Consider the following 6166-nt stretch of genomic DNA (forward strand, 5'->3'; position numbering starts at 1 on the left):
ATGCTTTTGGATGATATTAAAACCGCCTTGCGTGTATCCCACAATGCTTTAGATAGTGACATATCTGATTTAATGGAAGAAGCTCGACACGATTTAATGTTGTCGGGCGTTTCTTCAAAGAAGGCAAATGAAGATACTGATCCATTGATTAAACGGGCGATAAAAACATATTGTAAAGCGGAATTCACTTCTGATGCCAGGGAATCCGAGCGCTTCAAAATATCTTATAACATGTTAAAAAACCACCTAACATTAGCAGGTGATTACAAGTGAATGATATTTTATATTTTCCAATTGTAACAACTAGTAAAGATGAGTTGAATCAAGTAGAAATATCAGAAGACTTTACAAGACAAGTATTTTGCGAGAAAAAAAGTGTTTCTCAAGATGAGTTTTTCAAGGCTGGTCAAAATGGATTTAAGCCTAAATGTGTATTAATTGTTTATACATTGGATTATCAAGAGGAACAAAAATTAAAGTATCGTGAAAAAGAATATAATATTTACCGCACATATGAAAGAAATGATGAAAAGATTGAGCTTTATTGTGAGGTGAAGTCGGGTGACTAATATCAATAATTTAACGAGTGAGATTGCTAGAGAGTTACAAAGATATGCAAATGTTGTGGAAGACAAATTAGAAAATGAAATTGATGAAGTATCAGATGTTGCTGTAGGTAAATTAAAGCAAGATAGCCCTAAAAAAACAGGTGGTTACCGCAAAGGCTGGCGTAAGAAAAAGGAAGGTAAAGGCGTTGTTCTTCATAATACAAAAGGACAATTAACGCACCTTTTAGAAAATGGACATGCGAAAGCTGATGGTGGTCGTGTACCCAAAAAAGTGCATATTCGTCCAGTCGAAGAGTATGTAATTGACGAATTGCCAAAACGTATTGAGAGGGCTATTCAACAATGACATTAGGTGAATTAACAAAAATTCTTGAAGCTACAGGCTATCCTGTGGCTTATTCACATTTCACAGCAACGCCAGGTAATCCAGTGCCAAAGCCGCCGTATATTTGTTTTCTTGCAGATGGATCAGCAAACCTAATGGCTGATAACAAGGTTTATCACAAGATAGATGATTTAAATATAGAGCTTTATACAACTAGAAAAGATTTAGTTGCAGAAGCCAAACTTGAAAAAGTTCTGGATGATCATGAGATTCCTTATGACTCGTTTGGGACTTTTATTGAGTCTGAAAAAATGTATCAAAAAATATATGAAACGAGGTTGATATAAATGAATAAAGAAAATAAAGTCACGTTTGGTTTGAAGAATGTACATTATATCCCGATTGATATCGAGAGTTTTTTAGTGAAGTTTGGTACACCAATTCCACTACCTGGTGGAGTCGAATTAACTTTTGAACCACGTGGTGATTTAATTGAATTCTACGCAGATGACATGCTTTATTATGCGGCGAGTAATAACCAGGGTTACGATGGAGCGTTGAGCATTGCTACCATCCCAGAACAATTTGCCATTGATGCGCTTGGGGAAGAATTAGATGAAACAGACGGTGTATTAAATGAATTATCCGATGCGAAAGGAAAACCGTTCGCTCTATTATTTGAGTTTGATGGTGATGTAAATGCAACTCGGCACGTTATGTATAACTGTTCAGCAAGTCGTCCAACAATTGCATCTAAAACAAAAACAAATTCAGCTGAACCAAATACAAATGAATTGAAGTTTGTTTCTAGTCCGATTGTTTTAGCGCCTGGTGGAAGACCGATGGTTAAAACAAAAACAACATCTAAAACAACTCAAACAATTTACGATAACTGGTACAAAGAAGTGTACGTAAAAAAACCAGCAGCACCAACAAAGGGAGCGTAAGTAGATGGAAAAGACAATTACAATTGATGGAAAACAAGTCAGATTAAAAAGTACAGCAGCAACAGTTAAACGTTATAAAGCTCAATTTAGACGTGATTTATTTGCAGATATGTTTAAGTTGGGAGTAATTTCACCGACGGCACCACAACAAGGTTCACTAGCTACGATTGATTTAACAAATGCTGATTTAAGTAAAGTAGATTTTGAAGTTGTATATGATTTGATTTGGTTATATGCAAAAACAGCTAATCCAGAAATCGCTGATCCGATTACATGGTTAGATGGATTTGATGAGTTCCCTATTTCTGAGATTATTCCAGATGTTATGGATATGATCCAAAGTACAATGGGAGCAAAAAAAAAATAAAGAAAAGTAATGGAGAGCAAGGGAATATCAGTGATGAAGAATTAACCACTGATACGTTCCTTGCTCTTTGTTATAAAGCGAAACTAACGCATTGGGATTTAGAAGTTATGACAATTGGTGACTGTTTTGATTACATTGCTGAATTCGCTGAAATGGAGAACCCAGATAAAGAAAAAGTTAGAAAAGCAAATCAAAAAGACTTTGATTCATTCTAAGAAAGGAGTGAGATAATGGCTAGCGGAAGAATTAAAGGGATTACGATTGAAATTGGTGGAGAGACTACGGGTCTTCAAAATGCATTGAAAGATGTTAATAAGCAGAGTGATAACTTAGCAAAAGAATTAAAAGATGTTGAGCGGTTGCTAAAGTTCGATCCAGGTAATGTGGAAGCATTGGCACAAAAACAACAGTTACTTACACAACAAATTGAAAACACCACACAAAAACTAGATAAGTTGAAGGCAGCGGAACAACAAGTTCAAGCGCAATTTCAAAATGGAAAGATTTCCGAAGAACAATACCGTGCGTTTAGGCGTGAAATTGAATTTACAGAAGGATCTCTTAATGGTCTGAAAAATAAACTCGGAAACATGAAGGCTGAACAAGACAATGTTGCGAGTTCCACAAGGCAGTTAGAAACATTGTTTAGTGCTACAGGGAAAAGCGTTGATGATTTTGCAGGAGCATTAGGAAATCGTCTTGTGAATGCAATTAAAAGCGGAACGGCGACAAGTAGGCAGTTAGAGCAAGCAATTGGAATTATCGGAAAAGAAGCATTAGGCGCAGGGACAGATATTGATAAGTTACAACGTGCACTCCGTTCTGTGGATGCTGGTAATTCAATACAGCAAGTACGAAATGAATTAAAGGACTTGCAGCAAGAAGCTGGCAGAACAGAAAAGAAGTTCGAAGGTCTAAAAATAGGATTGGAAAATGTTATTGGTGGATTGGCGGCAGGTGGTGGAATTGCAGCCGCTATTGAAAAAGCTATGGATATGTCTAAATTACAAACGAAAATTGATATAGCTTTTGATGTTCCGGATTCCTCGAAAAAATCTGTTGAAGATGCAATAAGGGGAATTACAGCCTATGGATTAGATGCTGAAGAGTCACTTGCAGGTGTACGTAGACAATGGGCTCTAAATAAAGATGTAAGTGATGAAGCGAATGCAGCAATCGTAAAAGGAGCAGCCGCAATTGCACAATCCTATGAAGGTATAGATTTTACTGAGTTAATTCAAGAAACAAATGAAATCGGCAGTGAATTAGGAATTTCACAAGAGGGCGCTCTGGGTATGGCTGATGCTTTACTTAAATTAGGATTTCCACCTGAACAATTAGATATTATTGCTGAATATGGTGGACAGCTTACAAGAGCAGGATACAATGCTGAAGAAGTACAAGCAATTATGGAAGCTGGGGTTGAAACAGGAACCTGGAATATTGATAATTTGCTAGATGGCTTAAAAGAAGGTCGTATCAAAGCGGCTGAATTCGGTCAAGGTGTCGATAAAGCTATGAAAGAATCACTTGAAGGCACAAAAATTTCAGCGGAACAAGTTGAAAAATGGGGGCAAGCAGTAGCAAAAGGTGGTAAAGATGGTTCGGCAGCTATGACTGAAATTGCACAAGCTTTATCAGAAGTTGAGGATGAAACAAAACGTAATGAATTAGGTGTTAAATTTTTCGGTACGATGTACGAGGACCAAGGACAAAACATCATTAATACTTTGCTAGGTGCGAAAGAAAAGACTGTTGATTTTAAAAAGAACCAAGATCAATTAAATGATTCCGTTAAGAAGATGGATGCAAACCCAGCAGTTAAGTTTCAAAAAGCAATGCAAGATTTACAAGTAGCTCTCAAACCAGTTCTAAGTGTTATAGCTGATGTTGTTGCTAAAATCGCTGATTGGATTTCTAATAATCCAAAGTTAGCAGCTACATTGGCAGCTATCGCAGTAGCTATTGGAGTAATTGCAGGAGTGTTTATGGCTTTAGCGCCAATAGTTGTTGTCATATCAAGTATAGGGGCTGCAATGATGGGATGGGTAGCGTTAATCGCTGTGGTTGTAGCCGCTGTAGTTGCCTTGGGCGTACTAATTTATCAAAATTGGGATTCTATAAAGCAATGGACCATCGATGCTTGGAATGCAATTGGAGAGTTCTTAATAGGAATATGGGACGGGTTTGTACAATGGGCAAGTGATACCTGGAATAGTATTAGTGAATCTACATCAGAAGTTTGGAACTCAATTAAGGAGTTCTTAATAGGCTTATGGAATGGAATAGTTGAGTTTGTTGTAAACCTGGGGAACCGCTATTTTAGAAGCATACATTGGTATTTGGACTTCTATTTTTAATTTCTGTATGGAAATTTGGAATGGAATTGTGGAATACCTTACTTCTGTCTTACAAGGAATAGCAACCTTCTTCACTGAGGTATGGACTTCAATTTCAACGTTCTTCCAAGAGACATGGAATGGATTAGTTGCCTTTTTAACTCCTATTTTACAAGGGATTGCTGATTTCTTTTCTATGATGTGGAATAGCATTTCTACAGTGATCCAAACTGTATGGAACTTCATTACTCAATACTTACAAGCGATTTGGACAGCTATTCTATACTTTGCTACGCCAATATTTGAAAGTATCAAGAATTTCATTTCTGAATGCTGGAATAAGATTAAATCTACTACAAGCCTTGTATGGGAAACGATTAAGAATTTCTTAGTTTCCTGTTGGAATGGACTTGTAGCATTTGTTATGCCGATTTTCGAAAAAATCAAGTCCTGGATCATAGCTGTGTGGGATGCAATCAGTTCAGCAACAATGGCTGTATGGAATGCGGTTAAAAATTTCTTGCAATCATGTTGGAATGGATTAGTTGCTTTTGTAATGCCAATATTTAATTCAATAAAAGACTGGATTGTAAACACTTGGAACACTATTAGTTCCACAACAAGTGCGGTATGGAATTCAGTGAAAAACTTCCTTTCAAGCTTGTGGAATTCAATGGTTTCTACAGCGAAATCTATTTTTAATAACATTAAAGAAGCTATTTCAATGGTATGGAATATGATTAGTAGCGCAAGTAGTAGTGTATGGAATGGGATTAAGTCCACACTATCAAACATATGGAATGGTATTAAATCCACAGCTTCGTCAGTGTGGAATGGATTAAAGGATGCTATTATGACTCCTGTCCGATGGGTAACAAATGCTGTGAGTGGAGCGTTCGAGGGGATGAAATCAGCAGTGTTAGGTGTATGGGACGGTATTAAAAGTGGCATTCGTACAGCTATCAATGGAATCATTCGTATCATTAATAAATTCATAGATGGATTTAATACACCAGCGGAATTATTAAATAATATACCAGGTGTTAGTGCTCCAACTATTCCACATGTACCAATGCTTGCTAAAGGTGGAAAACCTGTAGGTGATGGTTCATTCATTACAGGTGAAGCTGGACCCGAATTATTTACGAAAAAAGGCAATTCAATTACAGTTACACCTTTATCATCAAAAGAAAAATCACTTGGTATTACTGGAACTATGAATCAATTAATGGGTGATATGAGTCGTATGATGGCTAGTTCTATGAGTCAATTATCTGGCTTGAAAACTGTTATGAGCGGTGTGTACGGGAATATGTCAAATAGTAGACAAGCTATGACAAGTGGTGTTTCAAATCAAATGTTCAACTATTCTCCTGGACAATCAGGGGTAAATGGAATGGTTCCAACACAAGGTGGAGATTTAGTTATTGAAGTGCCGGTTGTATTAGATGGTCGTGATCTAGCACGTGGAACATATCGATATACAAAAGAGTATCAAGAAAGAGAAGAACGAAGAAACTCAGACTTTTAGGTTTGGGTTTCTTTTCTTACGATTAGTCAATCTGTATTTTTAGATTTTTAATACATTGGTTCTCACAAAATATAAGTATTCATTTGCG

The 6166-nt window shown here is 36.7% G+C and carries 7 protein-coding genes and 1 pseudogene; all 8 read left to right on the forward strand.

The features are described 5' to 3' along the window. Positions 1–273 (forward strand): head-tail connector protein, encoded by a 273-nt coding sequence (locus tag PDL00_RS25995; RefSeq protein WP_270732116.1) that lies wholly within the window; start codon positions 1–3, stop codon positions 271–273. Beyond that, positions 270–569 (forward strand): phage head closure protein, encoded by a 300-nt coding sequence (locus PDL00_RS26000; protein ID WP_270732118.1) that lies wholly within the window; start codon positions 270–272, stop codon positions 567–569. The genes PDL00_RS25995 and PDL00_RS26000 overlap by 4 nt, the downstream gene beginning before the upstream one ends. A 1-nt stretch (position 570) precedes the next feature. Further along, on the forward strand, positions 571–915 hold the full coding sequence (locus tag PDL00_RS26005; protein ID WP_270732133.1) for an HK97 gp10 family phage protein: 345 nt from the start codon (positions 571–573) through the stop codon (positions 913–915). After that, positions 912–1241 carry a hypothetical protein gene (locus PDL00_RS26010; RefSeq protein WP_270732120.1) on the forward strand — a complete coding sequence of 110 codons (330 nt, stop codon included), beginning with the start codon at positions 912–914 and terminating at the stop codon, positions 1239–1241. The genes PDL00_RS26005 and PDL00_RS26010 overlap by 4 nt, the downstream gene beginning before the upstream one ends. Continuing rightward, positions 1242–1841 carry a major tail protein gene (locus tag PDL00_RS26015; RefSeq protein ID WP_270732122.1) on the forward strand — a complete coding sequence of 200 codons (600 nt, stop codon included), beginning with the start codon at positions 1242–1244 and terminating at the stop codon, positions 1839–1841. 4 nt (positions 1842–1845) lie between these two features. After that, a complete protein-coding gene (locus tag PDL00_RS26020) occupies positions 1846–2208 on the forward strand; it encodes a hypothetical protein (RefSeq protein ID WP_270732124.1) in 363 nt (120 codons plus the stop codon). Positions 2209–2234: 26 nt separating this feature from the next. Beyond that, positions 2235–2423 carry a hypothetical protein gene (locus PDL00_RS26025; RefSeq protein ID WP_223697466.1) on the forward strand — a complete coding sequence of 63 codons (189 nt, stop codon included), beginning with the start codon at positions 2235–2237 and terminating at the stop codon, positions 2421–2423. A 15-nt stretch (positions 2424–2438) separates the two neighbouring features. After that, positions 2439–6078: pseudogene (locus PDL00_RS26030) on the forward strand (DUF2207 domain-containing protein). The last annotated feature ends 88 nt before the right edge of the window (positions 6079–6166 follow it).

Origin of the sequence: Bacillus cereus group sp. TH152-1LC (assembly GCF_027710505.1) — a bacterium.
GTDB classification, from domain to species: Bacteria; Bacillota; Bacilli; order Bacillales; family Bacillaceae_G; genus Bacillus_A; species Bacillus_A mobilis.